At 60.6% G+C, this 18,301-nt stretch carries 17 protein-coding genes; 9 read left to right on the top strand and 8 right to left on the bottom strand.

From position 1 onward, the window contains the following. Positions 1 to 46 precede the first annotated feature (46 nt). Positions 47 to 1,609, bottom strand: coding sequence for an exodeoxyribonuclease VII large subunit (xseA, locus tag HCG46_RS11450; RefSeq protein WP_168686283.1), 1,563 nt, complete (start codon positions 1,607 to 1,609; stop codon positions 47 to 49). 198 nt (positions 1,610 to 1,807) lie between these two features. Between xseA and HCG46_RS11445 the strand changes: the two genes are divergently transcribed. The 3 genes from HCG46_RS11445 to HCG46_RS11435 all read left to right on the top strand — a co-directional run bounded on the left by HCG46_RS11445 (position 1,808) and on the right by HCG46_RS11435 (position 5,210). Then, a complete protein-coding gene (locus HCG46_RS11445) occupies positions 1,808 to 2,566 on the top strand; it encodes a 16S rRNA (uracil(1498)-N(3))-methyltransferase (protein WP_152508388.1) in 759 nt (252 codons plus the stop codon). A 350-nt stretch (positions 2,567 to 2,916) separates the two neighbouring features. Continuing rightward, positions 2,917 to 4,290, top strand: a complete 1,374-nt coding sequence (locus HCG46_RS11440) for a glutamate--cysteine ligase (protein WP_168686281.1) — start codon at positions 2,917 to 2,919, stop codon at positions 4,288 to 4,290. 146 nt (positions 4,291 to 4,436) lie between these two features. Further along, positions 4,437 to 5,210 (top strand): DUF937 domain-containing protein, encoded by a 774-nt coding sequence (locus tag HCG46_RS11435; protein WP_168686279.1) that lies wholly within the window; start codon positions 4,437 to 4,439, stop codon positions 5,208 to 5,210. Positions 5,211 to 5,337: 127 nt separating this feature from the next. Here HCG46_RS11435 and HCG46_RS11430 read toward each other — a convergent pair whose 3' ends face one another. Beyond that, complete coding sequence (locus tag HCG46_RS11430) at positions 5,338 to 5,652, bottom strand: DUF1127 domain-containing protein (protein ID WP_023002113.1); 315 nt, start codon at positions 5,650 to 5,652, stop codon at positions 5,338 to 5,340. Positions 5,653 to 5,915: 263 nt separating this feature from the next. Between HCG46_RS11430 and HCG46_RS11425 the strand changes: the two genes are divergently transcribed. Further along, on the top strand, positions 5,916 to 6,791 hold the full coding sequence (locus tag HCG46_RS11425; protein WP_006935582.1) for a LysR substrate-binding domain-containing protein: 876 nt from the start codon (positions 5,916 to 5,918) through the stop codon (positions 6,789 to 6,791). Positions 6,792 to 6,962: 171 nt separating this feature from the next. Next, complete coding sequence (locus HCG46_RS11420) at positions 6,963 to 7,853, top strand: LysR substrate-binding domain-containing protein (protein ID WP_023002112.1); 891 nt, start codon at positions 6,963 to 6,965, stop codon at positions 7,851 to 7,853. Between the two features lie 39 nt (positions 7,854 to 7,892). On the opposite strand, the gene HCG46_RS11415 is transcribed toward HCG46_RS11420, so the two are convergent. Next, positions 7,893 to 8,810 carry a DMT family transporter gene (locus tag HCG46_RS11415; protein ID WP_023002111.1) on the bottom strand — a complete coding sequence of 306 codons (918 nt, stop codon included), beginning with the start codon at positions 8,808 to 8,810 and terminating at the stop codon, positions 7,893 to 7,895. Between the two features lie 156 nt (positions 8,811 to 8,966). Between HCG46_RS11415 and HCG46_RS11410 the strand changes: the two genes are divergently transcribed. Continuing rightward, positions 8,967 to 9,665: a type 1 glutamine amidotransferase gene (locus tag HCG46_RS11410; protein WP_168686277.1), complete on the top strand. Its 699-nt coding sequence runs from the start codon at positions 8,967 to 8,969 to the stop codon at positions 9,663 to 9,665. Between the two features lie 56 nt (positions 9,666 to 9,721). Here the strand turns inward: HCG46_RS11410 and HCG46_RS11405 are convergent, their stop codons facing one another. After that, positions 9,722 to 10,699, bottom strand: a complete 978-nt coding sequence (locus HCG46_RS11405) for a threonine dehydratase (RefSeq protein WP_168686275.1) — start codon at positions 10,697 to 10,699, stop codon at positions 9,722 to 9,724. 129 nt (positions 10,700 to 10,828) lie between these two features. On the opposite strand from HCG46_RS11405, the gene HCG46_RS11400 reads away from it, so the two are divergent. After that, the gene (locus HCG46_RS11400) at positions 10,829 to 11,629 is read left to right on the top strand and encodes a helix-turn-helix transcriptional regulator (RefSeq protein WP_168686273.1); all 801 of its coding nucleotides are present in this window, start codon (positions 10,829 to 10,831) and stop codon (positions 11,627 to 11,629) included. A 4-nt stretch (positions 11,630 to 11,633) separates the two neighbouring features. Here HCG46_RS11400 and HCG46_RS11395 read toward each other — a convergent pair whose 3' ends face one another. Both HCG46_RS11395 and HCG46_RS11390 read right to left on the bottom strand, forming a co-directional pair. After that, positions 11,634 to 12,770, bottom strand: coding sequence for an alpha-hydroxy acid oxidase (locus HCG46_RS11395; RefSeq protein WP_023002107.1), 1,137 nt, complete (start codon positions 12,768 to 12,770; stop codon positions 11,634 to 11,636). Positions 12,771 to 12,787: 17 nt separating this feature from the next. Next, positions 12,788 to 13,555: a FadR/GntR family transcriptional regulator gene (locus HCG46_RS11390; RefSeq protein ID WP_168686271.1), complete on the bottom strand. Its 768-nt coding sequence runs from the start codon at positions 13,553 to 13,555 to the stop codon at positions 12,788 to 12,790. Positions 13,556 to 13,718: 163 nt separating this feature from the next. Between HCG46_RS11390 and HCG46_RS11385 the strand changes: the two genes are divergently transcribed. Further along, positions 13,719 to 15,050, top strand: coding sequence for a DUF3422 domain-containing protein (locus HCG46_RS11385; RefSeq protein WP_353612647.1), 1,332 nt, complete (start codon positions 13,719 to 13,721; stop codon positions 15,048 to 15,050). A 111-nt stretch (positions 15,051 to 15,161) separates the two neighbouring features. On the opposite strand, the gene HCG46_RS11380 is transcribed toward HCG46_RS11385, so the two are convergent. Together HCG46_RS11380 and HCG46_RS11375 are read right to left on the bottom strand one after the other, a co-directional pair. Further along, positions 15,162 to 15,557: a cytochrome c family protein gene (locus tag HCG46_RS11380; RefSeq protein WP_055657706.1), complete on the bottom strand. Its 396-nt coding sequence runs from the start codon at positions 15,555 to 15,557 to the stop codon at positions 15,162 to 15,164. Positions 15,558 to 15,697: 140 nt separating this feature from the next. After that, positions 15,698 to 16,642, bottom strand: coding sequence for a LysR family transcriptional regulator (locus HCG46_RS11375; protein WP_077290764.1), 945 nt, complete (start codon positions 16,640 to 16,642; stop codon positions 15,698 to 15,700). Between the two features lie 155 nt (positions 16,643 to 16,797). On the opposite strand from HCG46_RS11375, the gene HCG46_RS11370 reads away from it, so the two are divergent. Further along, on the top strand, positions 16,798 to 18,294 hold the full coding sequence (locus HCG46_RS11370; protein WP_031269770.1) for an FAD-linked oxidase C-terminal domain-containing protein: 1,497 nt from the start codon (positions 16,798 to 16,800) through the stop codon (positions 18,292 to 18,294). Positions 18,295 to 18,301: the final 7 nt, after the last annotated feature.

Here is an 18,301-nt window from a genome sequence, read left to right as displayed (position 1 = left end):
GGACGTGGTTAAATCTTGGTGAAATTGCGGAGGGTTTTCTACCCGTTCAGAACAGGCTGCCCTGGCTGGTTGCCGGTCCCTTGCCGGTCGCCGGTTTTTTCACTTTGGCAGGCTTCGGGCCGGCACTGTCGCTGAGCGCGACGGCGTCAACCGTACCGTCCGCCAGTTCTATGGAAAGGGCTGCACCAGACGCGATCGCTGCCGCCGAGCGCACCGGCTGGCCGCTGTCGTCGCGCACCACGGCATACCCGCGTGCAAGCACATCCTTGTAGGAAAGCGACTTCAGCAGTTTCTGCAAACCGTCAAGGCGCGCCTTTTCCTGCGACAAGCGGGCAAGATAGGCCCGGTCAAGCCGGTCACCCAGACCGGACAGGCGCTCGGTCCCGAGCGTCGTCTGCTGGGCGAGCCGGGCCGGTGTCAGCCGCACGGCCAGGGCCTCGAAGGCATGCCGCTTTTGCGAGACCGCGACTTGCAGCGCACGTTGCTTGCGTTCGCTCGCCTGGACAAGATCCTGCCGGGCTTTCGTGCTCAGGCGGGACAGGAGCAACGGTGACAGGCGTCCGGCAAAATTCTGGTAATGGGTCCGGTGCGTTCTGGTGCTTACGATCAGTGCGCGCTCCAGGCTGCTGGCCAGTGTGTCGAATTTCTGGCGCGGCAGGGCGAGAAGGTCTTGCGGCGCGGGCAGGGCGGCGCTGGCGGCACGCAGTTCTGTTCGCCGGGAGGTCACGAACCGCACCAGGCCCGAATTGAGCCTGCGGGAGCGGTCGTCGACCATGGCCATAAGCTCGGCCTTCACCGGCACGGCAAATTCGGCTGCGCCTGTCGGCGTCGGGGCACGCAGGTCGGCGGCAAGGTCGATCAGCGTCCAGTCGGTTTCATGGCCGACGGCCGAGATCAGCGGGATCTGGCTGTCTGCGGCTGCACGGACGACGGCTTCCTCGTTGAAGCCCCACAGGTCCTCGATGCTGCCGCCTCCGCGGGCTACGATCAGGACGTCCGGCCGCGGGATCGGTCCGCCGGGTTGCAGGGCGTTGAAGCCGCGAATGCCGTTGGCGACTTCCGCACCCGAGGTCTCGCCCTGGACGCGGACCGGCCAGACCAGCACATGCAGCGGAAAGCGGTCGGCGATCCGGTGCAGGATATCGCGGATGACGGCACCGGTCGGCGAAGTGACCACGCCGATGACACTCGGCAAGGGCGGCAGCGGGCGCTTGCGCTCCTCGGCGAAGAGGCCTTCCGCGGCAAGTTTCTTCTTGCGCTCTTCCAGCAGCGCCATCAGGGCGCCAGCTCCTGCCGGTTCCAGTGAGTCGATCACCATCTGGTATTTCGACTGGCCCGGGAACGTGGTGATCTTGCCGGTGGCAATCACCTCCAACCCCTGTTCAGGCTGGATCTTCAGCTTGGAGGCTGCTCCGCGCCAGATAACGCCGGACAGGACCGAGCGGTCGTCTTTCAGGTCCAGATAGATGTGACCGGACCCCGGCCGGGAGATCCGGCCCAACTCACCGCGCACGCGCACGTAACCGAAAGCCTCCTCCATCGTACGTTTGATGGAGAAGGAAATTTCGGAGACGGAGAATTCGGCGACGTTGGACTGGGTTTCGCTCACGCAGGTGATTCCTCTTCTGCCCCGAAAGTGGCCGTTCGGGGAGGCAGGGTCAAGGACCGTGCGGACCGCCTTTGCCCAAGGCTTGGGAAAAGAAGATACGGCTTAAGCTGGCGCGTAAGAATCGAATAGGCTGTGGAAGCTTCCACAGCCATCCGAACCGCCTTGAAACCCTCACAATCGAGCGCATACCTAAGCACCATGGCCAAATACGAGTTCAATATGCAACGACTGTTCCTGCGACATATCCTTGCCGATGGCGCGCGCATAGATGCGGACCGCAGCCAGGCGAACTATCTGCTGAACGTTCTGCGCCTCAAGGATGGCGACTACGTGCTTGTCTTCAACGGCAATGATGGTGAATGGCTGGCCAAGATCGTCAGCAACGGCCGGCGCGACTGCACTTTGCAGCTGATGGAACGCACCCGCGAGCAAACCTCGGCAAATGACCTGATGTACATGTTCGCGCCGCTCAAGCACGCCCGGCTGGACTATATGGTGCAAAAGGCCGTGGAGATGGGAGCTGGCAGCCTGAAGCCGGTGCTGACCCAGCATACCCAGGCCAGCCGAATCAATCTCGAGCGGATGGAAGCAAACGTGATCGAAGCGGCCGAGCAATGCGGTGTGCTGGCCGTGCCGGAAGTTCTTGCGCCCCAGCCGCTGGCGGATGTGCTTGCGGTCTGGAACGAAGCACAGCCCGGCCGCAGGTTGCTGTTCTGCGATGAAGCGGAAGGGACAAACAATCCGCTTTTGACCCTGGCCCAGATGAAGGAAAGCGGTCCGAAGCCGCTCGCCATACTGATCGGGCCGGAAGGCGGTTTTTCCGAGGAGGAGCGGTCTCTTCTGCGCAGTCTCGATTTTGTCACGCCAATTCCCCTCGGCCCACGTATCCTGCGTGCCGACACGGCCGCTGTCGCGGCCCTGGCGGTTCTGCAGGCAACGGTGGGCGACTGGAGGTAGGGCTGTCCGGCTGTCCGGCTGCACGGAACCGTTATTCATGTTCAGGATCGCGTGACAGCGTTGGGGGAGGAGGCCTTGCTTGATCTGGTATCGCTCCTCTCCAAGGTCAGGGCAAAGCTGGGATCGGCGCCGTCGCAGAAGCCGGTTGCACATTCCCCGACGAACGGCTTGCGTTCCTGAAACGGACCGGCATGATCACCACGCACACTTCGGTGTCGTTTCCTTGCTTGCATTCTTGTTTCAAGAAACCTAAATCACCGAGGCTCAAAAGCGTTCCTCCCGGAACGCGCCGGATCACTGCGGTTTGTAGGGGGCAGCCTGACGGGCCGCGCAGTTTTTAGGACGCTTTCATGGCCCGCGATACGGTCGACTCCACCCCGATTGAAACGGTTGCGGATCTTGCCGCGACGCTCGAGGAGGGCTGTAAGCCGGAAGAGAAGTTTCTCATCGGCACCGAGCACGAAAAATTCGGCTTCTGCCTGAACGAACTGACGCCAATTCCCTATGGTGGTGAAAAGGGCGTCGAGGCCATCCTGACCGGCATGGAAAAGCTGATCAACTGGGAGCGGATCGAGGACGCCGGCAAGATCATCGGTCTGGCAGACGACCGCGGCGGCGGCGCGATTTCCATCGAGCCCGGCGGACAGTTCGAACTTTCTGGCGCGCCGCTCGACAACCTCCACCTGACCTGCCGCGAAGCCAACCAGCACCTTGCCGATGTGCGCCGCGTGGCCGAACCGCTCGGCATCGGCTTCCTTGGCATCGGCATGACCCCGACATGGTCGCGTGCCGACATGCCGCGTATGCCCAAATCCCGCTATGACATCATGACCAACTACATGCCGAAGGTCGGCTCGCTTGGTCTCGACATGATGTACCGGACCTCCACCATCCAGGTGAACCTCGATTTCTCGTCCGAAGCGGATATGGCCCTCAAAATGCGCGTCGGCCTGGCCCTGCAGCCGATCGCGACCGCCATTTTCGCCAATTCACCCTTCACCGAAGGCAAGCCGAACGGCTTCAAATCCTTCCGCGCCCAGATCTGGACCGACACCGACCACGACCGCACCGGCGACATGCCCTTCGCTTTCGAGGAAGGCTTCGGCTTCGAGCGTTATGTGGAATGGGCAATTGATGTGCCGATGTATTTCGTCAAGCGCGGTTCGACCTACTACGACGTTACGGGCACCACTTTCCGCCAGTTCATGAACGGCGCGCTGGAAGGCAAGGTTCCGAATGCAACGCCAAATATCGGTGACTGGAACAACCACCTGTCCACGCTTTTCCCCGATGTCCGTCTGAAGAAATACATCGAGATGCGCGGCGCAGACGGTGGCCCGTGGCGGCGCATCTGCGCTCTGCCGGCACTCTGGGTCGGCCTGCTTTACGACAAGGGCGTGCTCGATCAGGCCTGGGAACTGGTCAAGGACTGGACCCAGGAAGAACGCGCGGCTCTTCGTGCAGGCGTTCCCAAAACCGCCCTGCAGACACCTTTCCGCTCAGGCACCGTTCTGGATGTCGCCAAACAGGTGCTTGCCCTGTCCCAGGAAGGTCTCAAGCGTCGCAATCGCCTGAGCGATGGCGATCTGGACGAGCGCGTGCATCTGGCTCCGATCGAGGAAGGCCTCGCCTCCGGCATGTGCCCGGCAGACGTTCTGCTGCAGCGCTATAACGGTTCCTGGAAGGGCGATATCAGCCAGGTCTTCCGCGACTACGCCTACTGAATAAACTTCGCCCGCAGCATCAAGTTGTGGGCGACCGGCGCTGTCCGCAAAAGGCCTGAATTGACCTGAGGCCCGCGAAGCGTCACTCTGTCTGTGATCGGTCTTTTTTCTCAAGGCCTTGCAACAGCGTGAGCGGAGCGACGCAAATGACTGGCAGCGAGACGGGAGCTCCTCCCTTCGACATCTTTTCCTTGTCGGAAGATGTGCGCAACCGCTTCGGCTGGTCGAATGAAGACCTTAGCCGGGTGATGGAGCAGCTCCTGCCTGCCGCGCTCAACGGTTTCCGCTACTTCGGCAGCACGGTACCGGGCTTTTCGGAGTTCCTCGGGCAGACGTCGCCGCTTGGCGCAGTCGCGCAAAACCCCTTTGCCGGCTACGCAGGTCTGTTCCAGAGTCCGTCCGATGCGGCCCTGACACCCTTTTTCGGGCCTGAAGCTGTTCAAAAGGCGCTTGCCAGCCAGATTTCCGGCCTCACAGGCCTTCAGCGCGATGCCATCCAGGAAATGATGCCCGTGGCGGCGACGCTTGCCATGGGGCAGATTGCCAGGCCCTTTGTCCACGGTGAAGCTCGTAACCTGCTTGACGCCTATCTGCGCGGCTTTGCCAGAGGCCGGCCGAAACCGCAGCCGACCCCGGTCGACTACCTGCAAGGCTATGCCGAGGCGATGCAATCCTTCTGGGGCGCGTTCCTGCAACCGGCCAGCATCGTTACGAAATCCGCCTCGCCAGAGCCTGAGCCCGAGCCGCAGGAAGAAGAATTGCCCCCGGACGACGAGCCGGAAGGCCCTGAGGGCAATGCGTCCGAGTTTGAGGAAATGGTGTCGAGCTGGATGTCCGCTGGCCGTGATTTCCAGTCCAACCAGTTCAAGGCTTTCGACAGTTTCTTCGAAAAGGCCGCCAAGGATTTCCGCGACGTTTGAGCCGTCTTCAGGCTTGGGCCGCCCTTAACGCTTTTTTTCAAAAAAAAGACCCGCCGATGAGGCGGGTCAGGTTCGTCAGCAAGGCTTGCCGACAGGGGCTGCAAATGAGGGGAGGTCAGCCGAAAGGTCAGGCCGCCAGCTGGCGGGTCTTGCTTTCGGTCACGAGTGTCATCATCGGCTTGTCCTGCGCCGAATTGGCGGCGCTATAGCCGATGGTCTCGCGGAGCGCTGAAGATCCGTTCACCAGGGATGTCGGATCGGTATAGAACGGTTGGGCCAATGCGCGTCGAACGTCGCTCCGCGTCAGGCCGATGTCCTTCAGCTGCTCGTCGGACCAGTCATTCAGTTCCGCGAACTGACGACGGTTTTTGGACACACGCCATACACGGGCAACCATCTGCCCGAAGAGAGCGAAGAACGGGGTGCTTGCTGTATGTGTCATGGCAAAATTCTCCTGTTGGCGGACGGAGGGATTCCGACTGCCTGTTCCGAGCCTGATTTGGCGTCGCTTGTTGTGGAACATCTCCTATGTGGACTGTTTGCTGCTATTAATCCAACGAATGTTTGTGATTGAAATTATCACTTTCTGTGAAGTCAAAATCCCCAAAGCGCTTCGATTCAAGCAAGGCGGCCGCTTCGCGAAATCATTTCCCCTTTAAATGGATGCCATGTTAAATATGAGCATCCTTTATCAGTGAGGCGCTCATGCTCGACCTGGATCAGCTCCGGACCTTTGTGGCCATTGCCGAAAGCGGCAGCTTCACCAAGGCGGCGGACAATGTGCACAAGACACAGTCGGCGGTGTCGATGCAGATGCGCCGTCTGGAGGAGCGGATCGGCAAACCGCTCTTTGTCCGGGTTGGCCGGCAGTCCCGCCTGACCGAACATGGCGAGCGTCTGCTTCACTACGCGCGCCGGCTCGTGCAATTGAACGACGAGACGCTTGCCGCTTTCGATGACACGGAACTTGCCGGGCTCGTGCGTCTGGGCACACCGGATGACTACGCAGATCGGTTCCTGCCGGAAATTCTGGCGCGCTTTTCCAGGTCCAACCCCAAGGCGGAGGTCAGCGTCGTCTGCGCGCCGACACCCAATCTGGCCGACATGATCGCCGAGGGTGAGCTGGATGTCGCCATCATCACCCACGTACAGAAGCGTGGTCGCAAGAACGTTGATCTGGTACGGCGCGAACCTTTGCTCTGGGTTGTCTCGGCCCGCCACGCGGTGGAAAACGAGTCGCCTCTGCCTCTGGCGCTGGGGCGCGCTACCTGCGACTGGCGCCGGGCTGCGATCAATGCGCTCAGCGATCAGATGCGCGAACATCGCCTGCTTTATTCAAGCTGGAACTCTACGGCAGTCGGCGCCGCGGTCCTTGCCGGGCTTGCCATTTCCGTTCTGCCGGAATCTGCGCTTCGGTCCGGCATGCGGGTCCTGACGGAAGCCGAGGGTTTCCCGAAATTGCCCGATTGCGAAATCGGTATCATGCGGTCCTGGCATAACAATTCCAGGGTCACGGATGCCCTGGTCGAGCACATTGTTTCATCGCTCGACAACCTTTCGGTTCCGCTCGCTGCCGAATAGTTGCAGGCGAACGGAATTCCCGGAACGATTTCAAAATCTTACCTAGAGTATTGATTTGTCCTGCTGGCCAAATATCGATTGAAGTGTAAGAAGTTGTGATGTATCTTTAGTAAATCAATTCGAATCTCAAATTTCACCACCGGTTTGTGGCTCATTTCATAGGGTCCTTGCATGCATCACGCACTGGACATCGACCAACTTCGAACGTTTTTGGCGATCGCGGAGTTGGGAAGCTTCACCAAGGCTGGTGAGGCTGTGCACAAGACGCAGTCGGCAGTCTCCATGCAGATGCGGCGGCTGGAAGAGCGTGTTGGTCAGCCGATCTTCATCAAGGACGGGCGCCAGTCCCGGCTGACGGAAAACGGCCTGCGGCTGGTCGAGTTCGCCCGCCGGATGATCATGTTGAATGACGAGACCCTGTCTGCCTTCAATGGCCAGAAGGAAGTCGGCCATGTTAAGCTGGGTGTGCCGGACGATTATGCCGACCGGCTGCTGCCGCAGGTGCTGGCGGCCTTCAACCGGCTCAATCCTTCCATTGAAGTGCAGGTGGAATGTCTGTCCAGTGCCCGGCTGACGGATGCGATCCGGGAAGGAACGCTCGACGTCGCCATCACGACCTCCCAGGATACGATGGACCTGCGCGGTGAAATCATTCGCCGTGAGCCGCTCTACTGGGTTACGTCTAACCAACATTGCGCCCACACACAGGACGTTGTCCGGTTGGCACTCGGACCGGTCACCTGTGGCTGGCGCCGGATTTCGATGGATGCGCTCGACCGGTCGGGACGCCCCTACCGGGTCTCCTACACAAGCTCCAGCGCGGCGGCTCTCGTCGGTGCGGTTCAGGCCGGACTTGCCGTAACGGTGTTTCCTGAAAGCGCGATTCGAGACGGCATGCGTATTCTGGACGAGAAGGACGGCTTTCCGACGCTGCCCTATTGCGACATCGCCCTGCTGCGCTCGGATACGGCACGCGAAACCATGCACGATACGTTGTGCAACCACCTGGTGGCAGCCATCGGCAACGTTGGCAGCGGCACAACGCAACTGGCGGCGGAATAAACCTCCGCCGTCCGGTTTCTTCTCATGTCAGGGATAGACCTATCGGGCGCGCAGCATCATCAGGTTGCCACCAATGACACAGGCCAGACCGGCGGCGGCCACTGGCGTCCACTGATAGCCTTCGAAAATGGTCGACAGAGTGAGAGCGACCACCGGGAACATCACGGTGGCATAGCCTGCCCGCGCCGAGCCGATGCGGCCGAGCAGGGTCAGGTAGGAAGCAAAGGCGATGACCGAGGCGACAACAGCCAGATAGATCAGGCTTCCGAAATAGTTCACGGACCATTCGACGGAAAAACTCTGGCCGCGCAGGGCCGAGAACACCCCCAGGAAAAGCATGCCGTAAACCATACCCCAGGCAGTGGCCGGTGTAACGCCGATGCCGCGCCGCTGGGTGTCAGCCGACAGCATGTTGCCCAGGCAGAAGGACAACGTGCCGCCGACACACATGGCGAGGCCAATGGCAGCTTCGTCGTTGAACTCTGCCCCGGCCAGCTTCGGCCAGAACATCAGGCCGATACCCAGAAAGCCGAGCAGCCCGGCACCGAGAGCGATCGGGCTTGGTCGTTGGCCGAACAGGATCAGTCCCAGAAACAGGTTGAAGATCGAGGCGGTCGAGAAGATCACCGCCAGCAAACCGGACGGCAAAATGGCCGCGCCGTAGTAGAACAGCGTGAAGTTGGTGGAAAACAGAAACACGCCAAGTCCGGCAAACCGCAGGTGATCCTGAAGGCCGAAGGCAAGATGGTGTCCGCGAAAGCGTGCCCACGCCATCATGATCGACGCTGCCAGCACAAAGCGCCAGAAGACAGACACTTCAGGCGCGACTGTTGCCACCTGGCCCTTCATCGCAATCCAGCTGAAGCCCCAGGCAAGAACCGTCGCCGCGTAAAGACCATAGTCGGTTGCACTGAAGCCGGCAGAGCCGGGCCGGAGGCTGGGGGATGCAACGCTCATGAATGAACCGATCTTTATGGGGATGTTGTTCCTAAGATTGGCGGTCAGGACACTTCAATGCAAATGATTGTTTTTGATGTTTTCATCAAGGTTGCGCATGGATAAAGTCCTGCCGGAATTGAAGCGGTAAGGCTCGTGAGCAGGTTAGAGGACAACATGCATTTTCTCGTCGTTGAGAACTATCAGCATACGGAACTTGGCGTTCTCGGCCGTGTCGCTACGCAGGAAGGTCACAGCTGGCACACCGTCAAGGCATTTGAAGGCGAGCCGCTACCCCAAGGCACCGATGCGTTTGCCGGCTTGGTCGTGCTGGGCGGAGCCCAGGATGCGCTGGCGGACGAAGCCTATCCGCATCTGCCGAAGGTCTGCGACCTGATCCGTGTCTTTGACGATGCCGGCAAGCCCGTCCTCGGTATTTGTCTGGGCTCGCAGCTGATCGCCCGCGCCTTTGGTGGAGAGAACCTTCTGGGCTTGCCCGTTGAATTCGGCTGGCGCGACGTGACACCGACCGACGCAGGGCTGGAAGACCCCGTGGTCGGCAAGCTCGGGGCCGGTGCTCCTCAGTTCCACTGGCATTCCGACACCGTAACGCTGCCGGATGGGGCGGTGCTTCTGGCGAGCAGCGCCATGACACCGGTCCAGGCCTTCCGCATGGGCGACTTGACCTACGCAATCCAGTTTCATTTCGAAACCGGCCTTCCGGAAGTACGTAACTGGAGCGAAGCCTTCAGTGACGACATTCTTGCGCATACGCCGGACTGGCACAGCCGTTTCGACACCGAAGCGTCCCGCCATGCAGCAAAGGCCGACGAGACCGGAGCCGCAATTGCAAAGGCCTGGCTGTCGTTGCTTTGAGACTTATCGCACTTCTGGTTCCGGGGGTGTGTCCCGGGATATTGTCATCCCGGTATTCAGACCACCGGTGTTCCACCGGTCAGAACTGTCTGCATTGCCGTTTCGTCCAGGTTGCCTCCTGACAGAATGATACCGGCCTTCCTGCCTTGAAGCTTCGGCGCATCCTGTATCAATCCGGCGAGGGCGGCGGCACCGGCACCTTCGGCGAGATTATGCGTATCTGCAAACAGGACGCGGATGGCGGCAGCGATTTCGTCATCCGTAACCGTTGCGATCCGGTTGGAGCCGGTCTGCAGGATATCAAGCGCCGCCTGTACCGGCTCCCGGCAGGCCATGCCGTCGGCGAAAGTGGCTGCGGTTTCCGTGGTCACGATTTTTCCCGCCTCGACGGACAGGCGGTAGGCAGGGGCGTTTTCCGTGACGACAGGCACGATCTCGGTTTTAAGCCCCAGAAGGTCGCGCACCGTGATCAGTCCGCAGGCGCCGGAGCCCATGCCAACGGGGACATAGACCACGTCGAGATCGTCATGCGCCCTGAAAAACTCCAGCGCGTAGGTCGCAACGCCAAGGACGATGTTCCTGTGAAAGCTCGGCACCATCAGGAAACCGCTTTCACGGGCCAGCCGCTCGGCAGTGCGCCGGGAAATGTCGAAGTCGCGACCGTCGATCACGAGATCAGCACCAAAGGCCTTCATCGCCCGGTTCTTGCCCTCCGCATTTCCTTCCGGCACCACGATGGTGGCGGGCAGGCCGAGTGTTCGGGCGGCCAGCGCCATGGACTGGCCGTGGTTTCCGCGGGTGGCCGTTACGACGCCGCTGGGGCGGCCGTGTTCTTCGATATGTTTCTGGATGTAGACGATGGAGCTGCGCGCCTTGAAGGCGCCGATCGGGGTGTGGTTCTCGTGTTTGACCGCGATTTCCAGGCCGAACCGCTCCTTCAGGAGTGGCCAGGCATAACTTGGCGTTTCCGGCACAAGCTGGCGCACGATCGGAAAAGCGGCTTCAAGGTCGTCCAGGGTGAAGAGAGCGGTCATGGGCGTGGTCAGGTCCGGTTTCTGGTGTGGGTCGGCCGCGAGTATATCCGCGTGGTCCGCACTGTCTTTCAGGATCCTGAACCTATTCGGACTTGCGCGACCCCTGTTCCTGCGTCAGGTTTGCGCGCCATGCAAACGGACACTGTTCATACCCAGCCTGGATCTGTGCCCATCCACCGGGAGGTTGCCGGATATGGGCTCTGCCTTTTGCCGGCCGCCGGCTACGATGTCGGTTTCGTGGCAGATACGGGCTCCATCGGCTTTGCGTTTGACTGTCAATCGGGCAGCCATGCCATCGCTTCGGACAAGCGAGAAGATTTCGTTCGCTTGCCCAACACGCTGGCTTTGACACCCAGCGGCTGCGACATCCGCTCCCGGTCAGAAATGGGCGGTGAATATCTTCTGGTCAGCGGTGGCGAAATCCGTCTGACGGAAGGGTGTTACCGCACCAACATCCGGTCGAAATCTGCTTCCATGGCCGCAGGCAGACTGCGCAAGTGGCTGTTGTCGGATACGCCTCTGGATCATCTGGAAACCGAAGCATGCATCAACGCACTTGCAGAGGCGGGGCTGAAGCCGCAGCGCCCTGGCAAGGCTGCCAGATGGATGACAGGCAATCGGTTTCGGAAAGTGGCGGACAGGATCGAGGCCGATCTCGGGTCAAATCTGTCCGTTGCCGTTCTGGCGCAGGAAATCGGCGTTTCGGCCAGTTTCCTGAGCCGTGCCTTCTCGGCTTACTGTGGGCAGTCGCCCTACGACTATATCGTCAGCCGGCGGCTGCAGCGCGCCCGGGCGCTCATCGTTTCCACCGGCAAGCCGCTTTCGGAAATCGCTCTCAGGTCGGGCTTTTCCTCGCAAAGCCACATGACGGCGAGTTTCCGGACGCGCCTCGGGGTCAGTCCCTCCAAGTTCGCGCGCCCGGATCGGTGACCCGTCAGAGCACCAGGTTGTGGCGGCCGACCTTTTTGATGTCGGTTTCGCCGCAAAGGCCCATGGTGACGTCCAGTTCCTTGTGCATCATTTGCAGCACCTTCGAGACCCCTTCCTTGCCCATGGCGCCGAGACCATAGATGAAGGCGCGGCCGATGTAGGTGCTTTTCGCCCCCATAGCCACGGCCTTGAAGACATCCTGACCGGACCGGATGCCGCTGTCGAAATGCACTTCGATCTTGTCGCCGACCGCATCGACGATGTCCTGAAGCACCTCATAGGACGCAAGAGCTCCGTCAAGCTGACGGCCGCCATGGTTGGAGACGACGATCGCGTCGGCCCCGACGTCCGCCGCGATCTTCGCATCCTCCACATCGTTGATGCCCTTGAGAATGAGTTTGCGCTTCCAGTGGGACTTCACCCATTCCACCGAGGACCAGTCGAGGGTCGGGTCGAACTGGCTGTTGGTCCATTCGGCAAGCGAGGTCATGTCGCCAACACCGGACACGTGGCCATGGATGTTGCCGAACTGGCGACGCTTGGTCTGCAGCATGTGCCAGCACCAGCGCGGCTTGAAGGCAAGATCCAGCAGAACGTGCGGTTTGGGTTTCGGCGGCGTGGACAGGCCGTTTTTCAGATCCTTGTGCCGCTGGCCCAGAACCTGAAGATCAAGCGTGAGCACGAGTGCCGAACAGCCGGCAGCCGTTGCACGCTGCATCAGGTTTTCCGAAAAGCCCCTGTCGCGCATGACGTAGAGCTGGAACCAGAACGGGTTCTTGGTGTTCTCGGCGACATCCTCGATCGAGCAGACGCTCATGGTGGACAGGGTGAAAGGGACACCGAATTCTTCTGCTGCCTGGGCCGCGAGAATTTCACCGTCGGCGCGCTGCATCCCGGTCAGGCCGACAGGGGCAAGGGCAACCGGCATCGTTACGTCCTGGCCGATCATGGTGGTCTTGACCGAGCGGTTGTCTATGTTGCAGGCCACGCGCTGGCGCAGCTTCTGGCGCTGCAGCGCCGCTTCGTTCTCGCGGTAGGTGCTCTGCGTCCAGGAACCGGTATCCGCATAGTCGTAAAACATCTTCGGTACCCGGCGCCGGGCCAGGGCCTGCATGTCGGCAACATCGGTCACAACAGTCATCGAATTCCTCCTGAGGCTCACGCGCGAGCCGGTTTTCGGGTCCGTCTCAGGCCGGCCAGCTGCTCGCGCCGGTCCAGATCCTTCGTTTCGGCAAGGGTGCCGCGCACATAGTCGATATGGTTTTCCGAGGCCTGCCTCGCGCGGTCGGCATCCCCGGTCTGAATGGCGTCGGCAATGGCCTTGTGCTGCTGCAGCAGCTCGATCCGTGCCGACGGGTGGTGGTACAGGCGCCCGCGATTGTAGAAGACGCCGTTTTCCAGAAGCCGGTAACAGGACCTGAGAGTGTGCAGCATCACCACATTGTGGGCCGCTTCACCGACCGCGTGATGAAAGGCAACGTCCAGCCGGCTTTCGGCAGGCAGGTCCTCGCTGTCATGCGCTTCCTGCATCTGGCGAACAATGTCCTGCAGCCGGGCAAGGTCGGATGGGGCGGCCCGTGCGGCTGCAAGGGCTGCCGCATGGCTCTCGATGCCCCGCCGGAATTCGAAATAGTCGTTTACCGCGCCCGGGTGCCGGGCAATAAGCTGGACCACTGCTTCGGAAAAGATCGGGCCGATCAGCTCGGCAACATAGGTGCCGCCACCCCGGCGCGACGAAATCAGCTCGCGGTCCTCAAGCGTCTTCAAGGCATCGCGAAGCACAGGACGGGAGACATTCATCTGGTCGGCAAGGTCGCGTTCGGCTGGCAGCCTGTCGCCGGACTGCAGCACGCCCTTCAGGATCAGATCTTCGATCTGCTCCACCACGGCATTTGCCGTCTTCTGATGATCGACCGGCTGAAACATGCCGCTCCCGCTCCAATTGTTGGCGCGGAAAATAGCGCCGCTTTCAAAATTGGTCAATTTTTTTGTCCAATTATTTGTTGCTGAAATGTCTCTCCGGAAACCCAATTGTCTGCTGCGGCAAAAATGCGGATTGGTTTCGGCGGTGCCTTAGCGGAATGTAGAATTGACAGAACATTTCCAAAGTCGGGGTTGCTCCTTGGATCAGGGATCAGAAAACGGGTCCACCTTTCCTGCCTTTCGCACATCTCCCTTGCGGGAAAAGGTGTTGGGGGAGGTTCATGCGCGGCCGTTTCGTCCGCTGCCCTGTCCGCGGACAGTGCTCCACTACGCTTTCCTGACAGATGCTGAGGAAGCCGCCAGAGATCATGCCTGGCTGTCAGAGTTCTGCATTTCTCGCGGCGGCCACGGCCCTGCGCCCGGAGCCCGTCATCACACCGTCAATTTCGGCGGCGGCACCTTGAGCTGGGAACAGCACGCGGAATTCACCACATACACCTGGGATGGTAGCGCCCACGAACAAACGATTTTCGGGCAGGTGCCGATCAAGCACCCCTTTGGCGCTGCGTTTCGGGCTCCCGGCGATCTGCTGGTCGCCGTCCGGCTGGAATTGCGCGGAGGTGATGAAGGCAAGGAATGGCGAAGCCAGTTCGATGAAGCCAGCCTGACGGTTTCCAATCTTGAAGACGGCGCTGCCATGGTGGCGACCGACTTCCGGCAGGATGGCGATGGGCTCACACGGCTCCTGGTCTGCAACCGGACCTTGAGCGACGTTCAGTCCGGCGCCGTTGTCCAGCGGCTTCTCGAAGTCGAGACCTATCGAACGCTGGCCATGCTGGGCCTGTTCGAGGCAACCAGACTTCAGCCGGATATCAGGCGTTTCGAGATCGAGCTTGCGGAACTGACCGGCCAGATGCAGGAGACCTCGGCGCTCGGCGCCAATCAGGAGCTTCTGGACAAACTGAGCGGCCTTGCCGCCGCGCTGGAAGCAGGGGCAACCGCCAGCACGTTCCGGTTCGGCGCGAGCCGCGCATATGACCAGATCGTCCGGGCACGGCTGGAAACCTTGCGTGAAGAGGCTGCTCCCGGCGAACTTTCAATGGCGTCCTTCCTCGTCCGCCGACTTGCCCCGGCCATGCGCACCTGCCAGGCGATCGAAGACCGTCAGGCGATGCTCTCGCGCAAACTGGCGCGGGCAACCACACTCCTGCGCACGCGGGTCGACGTCGAACTGGAAGAGCAGAATCGTTCGCTGCTGGAATCCATGAACCGGCGTGCCCATCTGCAACTCCGCCTGCAGCAGACCGTCGAAGGCCTGTCCGTTGCCGCGGTGAGCTACTACGTCGTCGGCCTGATTTCCTATCTGGCGAAAGCCGCCAAGGAAACCGGCTTGCCTCTGCCTGACTCCAACCTGATGACCGGCATATCCGTGCCGCTGGTCGTGCTGGTGATCTGGTGGACCGTCAAGCGCATCCGTCAGCAACACGGAGAGCATTGAAACCGTAAATGGCAGCGCGCTTCGCTGCGTCCGGAATGACTGACGAGAGGCTTCACCAGAGAAAAAAGGCCGGGTAAACCCGGCCTTTTGTCGTCAGTCGGCGATCAGTGCTTACTTGCTGGAACCGTCTTCGTTGTACTGGTTCAAATAGGCGATCACGTTGGCGCGGTCGTCTTCCTTCTTCAGGCCGGCAAAAGCCATCTTGCCTTTCGGAATCAGATCCTTCGGCTTGGTCAGGTAAACGTCAAGCGTCTCCTCGTCCCACACCTTGCCATCGGCCAATTCGAGCAGGTTGGCGGAATACTTGTAGCCGTCAACCGCGCCCCATGCCCGGCCGACAATGCCGTTCAGTTCCGGACCGACCTTGTTTTTGGCTTCGGGTCCAACCGCATGGCACGCGGCGCATTTCTTGAATACTTTCTCACCCTTGGCAGGGTCGCCTTCGGCGCTTGCCTGAACGGTCAGGGCCAGAAGCGCGGTTCCGGCGATCATCAGCAGTCGCTGCATGTATATCTCCCTCGGTTTGGGTGTTTAAAACCCCCGTCAACAGAACAGGATGTCAGGCCTTGATGCAAGTGACGGACCGTCGCATCCCGCATGCCAAGCTGCGATCGCCGACTGGGATCGTTTGGCGTCCGGGTGGAAGGTCAGCCCGCGCGGGCGTTGCTCGGCAGGCGTAACCAGTCCTCAAGCCCATGGTCCCAATAGGGGGATGAGCCATAGAGCCCGGCAAGGAAGTCGATAAAGACACGCACCTTGGCCGGCAGAAACTGGCGGCTGGGGTAAACGGCATAAAGTCCGACATCCTTCGAGGCCCGGTACTCGGGCAGGAGAATTTGCAGTTTGCCTTCACGCAACTCCGGACCTACGTCCCAGGTCGATCGAAGCGCAACGCCGACGCCGGCCAACAGGCATTCGCGCACGACCTCGTTGGAGTTGGTCTTGACCGGCGCCTGCGTGCGGACGGTCTCGATCCCGTCCGGACCGGCGAGCCGCCAAGGGTCCTGGTTGGTTGCGGCAATGGTCACATGGTTTGCGACAAGATCCTCGATGCTTTGCGGAGTGCCGTATTTTTCGAGATAGGTCGGGCTTGCGCACAGGACGCGGTGGACCGGTGCCAGGCGCCGCGCGACGAGGCTGGAATCGGAGAGCTCCGCAATGCGGATGGCAAGGTCATAGCCGTCACCGACGATGTCGACAAAATCGTCGGACAGATCGAGATTGACCGAAAGATCGGTGTTTTCAGCCAGGAACTTGCCAAGGTGCGGAGCAATGTGAAGCCGGCCGAAGGACGTCGGAACGGCCACCTTCAGGTTGCCGCGTGCCTTGGCCGAGCCGCGCGAGACAAATGATTCGGCTTCTTCAACGGAGGCAAGAATGGCCACAACGCGCTCGTAAAAGCCCTGTCCGGCCTCCGTCATGGCGATCTGGCGAGTGGTCCGTTGCAGCAGTCTGGTACCGAGTTTTTCTTCCAGACGCCGGATGCGTTTGGAGACGACTGCGGGCGACAGGCTCATTTCGCGGCCGGCTGCCGACATGCTGCCGGCGCTTACCACCCTTGCGAAAATCTCCATGTCGGTCAGATTGCTCATTTTCAATCTCTCAGAAAGACAATTAGTATTTGCCGGTCGTTTTCCTCGGGCGCGAACCTTGCCACACTTAAGCAAGGGTAATTCACTGCCATCTCATGTTACGTAGGACCAATTCAACTGGATCAACGTATTAAAAAGTAGAAGGAGTTCATTTCGTGACCGCCATTGCGATGCCCGCGCCAGATCAGGCCGTATTGGCCCGCCGCCAGGAAATCCTGAGCGCGCTTCAGGCGATTGTGCCCGGAGAAGGGGTAATCCATGACGAACGCGAGATGCGCGCCTATGAGACCGATGCGCTGACGGCTTATCGCCAGTTGCCACTGATCGTCGTCCTGCCGGAGACGGTCGAGCAGGTATCGAAGGTTCTGAAATACTGTCATGACAATGACGTGAAAGTCGTGCCACGCGGGGCGGGCACCTCGCTTTCCGGCGGCGCGCTGCCTCTGGAAGATGGCGTTCTGCTGTCGATGATGAAGTTCAACCGCGTGCTCGATATCGACTATGACAACCGGGCCGTGGTCGTTCAGCCGGGTGTCACCAATCTGGGCATTACACGTGCGGTCGAGCACGAGGGCTTCTACTACGCGCCGGATCCCTCGTCGCAAATCGCCTGTTCCATCGGTGGCAACATCGCGGAGAACTCCGGTGGTGTGCACTGCCTGAAATACGGCCTGACCACCAACAACGTTCTCGGCCTTGAAATGGTGCTTGTCACCGGCGAGGTCATTCGCCTCGGCGGAAAGCATCTGGACAGCGAGGGATATGACCTGCTGGCGTTGATGACCGGTTCGGAAGGCCTGCTCGGCGTCGTCACCGAAGTCACCGTGCGGATCCTGCAAAAGCCTGAAACGGCGCGGGCGCTCCTGATCGGCTTTCCGACCAGCGAGGACGGGGGGCGCTGTGTGGCCGATATTATCGCCGCCGGCATCATTCCAGGCGGAATGGAGATGATGGACAAGCCCGCCATCCACGCGGCGGAGGATTTCGTCAACGCAGGTTATCCGCGTGATGTCGAGGCCTTGCTGATCGTGGAACTGGATGGGCCGGAGCGCGAGGTCGATTACCTGATCGGCCGTGTCGAGGAAATCGCCAGGGCCAACCAGGCCAGCCACGTGCGCATTTCCGAAAGCGAGGAAGAGCGCATGACCTTCTGGGCCGGCCGCAAGGCCGCGTTCCCGGCGGTGGGCCGCATTTCCCCGGATTACCTGTGCATGGACGGCACCATCCCGCGCCGCGAACTGCCGAAGGTGCTGGCCCGCATGCGGGAGCTGGCCGAAAAACACGGGTTGGGCGTTGCCAATGTCTTTCACGCCGGTGATGGCAACCTGCACCCGCTCATCCTTTACGACGCCAACAAGCCGGGTGAACTCGATGCGGCGGAGGCCTTTGGAGCCGATATTCTTCGGCTTTGCGTTGAGGTTGGCGGCGTTCTGACCGGCGAGCACGGTGTCGGCATCGAAAAACGCGATCTGATGACAGACATGTTCTCCGAAGCGGACCTGAAGCAGCAGCAACGGGTCAAATGCGCTTTCGACCAGAAGCATCTTCTCAATCCGGGAAAGGTTTTTCCGGTGCTGCACCGCTGCGCCGAGCTTGGCAAGATGCATGTACACAAGGGCCAGTTGCCCTTTCCAGATATTCCGCGGTTCTGAGGGTAGG

This window comes from Labrenzia sp. PO1 (genome assembly GCF_012273635.1).
Lineage (GTDB): Bacteria > Pseudomonadota > Alphaproteobacteria > Rhizobiales > Stappiaceae > Roseibium > Roseibium algicola.
Note: the sequence above shows the minus strand (reverse complement) of the source record. Positions and strands in the feature narration are given on the sequence as shown.